The following is a 1282-nucleotide window of genomic DNA, read 5'->3' as shown; positions in this document are numbered from 1 at the left end:
CAACCTGATCCTAGAACCGTCTTGTCTGGCACGTTTGAAGGATTGGCAGGGCATAATGCTATGGGTGTTGCAAAAATAATTCAAGTAAATGATATGACTTTTCTTAGATTTGAAAACTTTGAGGTAACCAATGGACCAGATCTTCGAGTTTACATAACTTCTGGAGGTGATATTCACAAAGGTGTTCATTTGGAAAAATTAAAGGGTAGTAAGGGTGATCAAAATTATCTTCTAGAAAACATTGATTTGGGAGTTTATGATACTGTGGTAATTTACTGTCAACCTTTTGGAGTATATTTTGGTAAAGCCCCACTTGCATAAAGTTTCTAAATTTTTTTATTGTATCATCAAAGTATAAAATAAAAATCTGATTTACAATTAAATTTCTAATTAAATCGTACTGGGAGATTCTTTACAGTGGTATTGGAGCATGATTTTAGGAACGGAATTAGAAGAAAGTAAAGATCGAAGATCATTTTAAAACTCTTCCCAGTTAATTTCATATACATAACATGTTGGGGGTTGCCCTGATGAACAAAATATTCTATGTCATAATTCCAATAACTGCATTTTTTATAATCTTTCTTAATGCCTTTTTTGGTCATTTAATTTTTGTATCTGATACTCAACAAGTGATAAACAAATACTCTGTGTATGTTCATTTATTGTCTGAATGGAATAGTAGTTCAAAGAATATTATTTTTGAGGTCACAAATTCGTGGTACAAATCAGATAAATCTCATGTCACCACAGGATTTAATTCAGAATCAAAAGAATACAATACAAATCAACTTCAAAAAATCAACGGTAAATCATATGTTGAATTAAAGCATGAATTTAGTGACTGTCAAGAAGAATGGCAGCCAATCTCTATAGAAAAGCTGTTGATAGTATACGACATGAGATAGAATATGTACAAGGAAATCAACTAAGTACTGACCCTGACGTTTCTGTGTATCCTGATATAGAAAATAACAACTATGATAATTCAGAACAGCAATTAAAAATTAAAAAAGGATATGTACAATTTTTCCCTATATGTACGTCTAAAGATATTACATCATATGATTACAGTGTAAAAACTGATAACAAGAATTTGGGCTTTGATGTATATTTTGTTTCATCATCTACCCAGCGTGACAATTTTCCAAATTCTAACTTTGATTTTTATAACGAATCTGGCTGCTTTGGTCAAAACAAGCAAAGCTACAGTGGTACATGTAAAAACATCAAAAAAGATAGCGGGTTGTTAGTGGTATTTCCTGATGAACTTGTACCCTGG

2 protein-coding genes and 1 pseudogene are annotated in these 1282 nt (G+C 31.6%); all 3 read left to right on the top strand.

The features are described from left to right. Window positions 1-321, top strand: a 321-nt coding sequence (locus BG20_RS04880; protein WP_010191646.1) for a DM13 domain-containing protein, incomplete at its 5' end; no start/stop codon positions are given. A 209-nt stretch (window positions 322-530) separates the two neighbouring features. Beyond that, window positions 531-908, top strand: coding sequence for a hypothetical protein (locus tag BG20_RS13180; RefSeq protein WP_238527512.1), 378 nt, complete (start codon window positions 531-533; stop codon window positions 906-908). Beyond that, a pseudogene (locus tag BG20_RS13175) lies at window positions 857-1282 on the top strand (hypothetical protein); the annotation flags it as partial. The gene BG20_RS13180 and the pseudogene BG20_RS13175, both read left to right, overlap by 52 nt.

The organism is Candidatus Nitrosarchaeum limnium BG20 (genome assembly GCF_000241145.1).
Lineage (GTDB): Archaea > Thermoproteota > Nitrososphaeria > Nitrososphaerales > Nitrosopumilaceae > Nitrosarchaeum > Nitrosarchaeum limnae.
Note: the sequence above shows the minus strand (reverse complement) of the source record. Positions and strands in the feature narration are given on the sequence as shown.

What these genes read in the sequence shown, in the direction of transcription:
- BG20_RS13180 (WP_238527512.1), top strand. Translation starts at nt 531, where the DNA reads ATGAACAAAATATTCTATGTCATAATTCCAATAACTGCATTTTTTATA.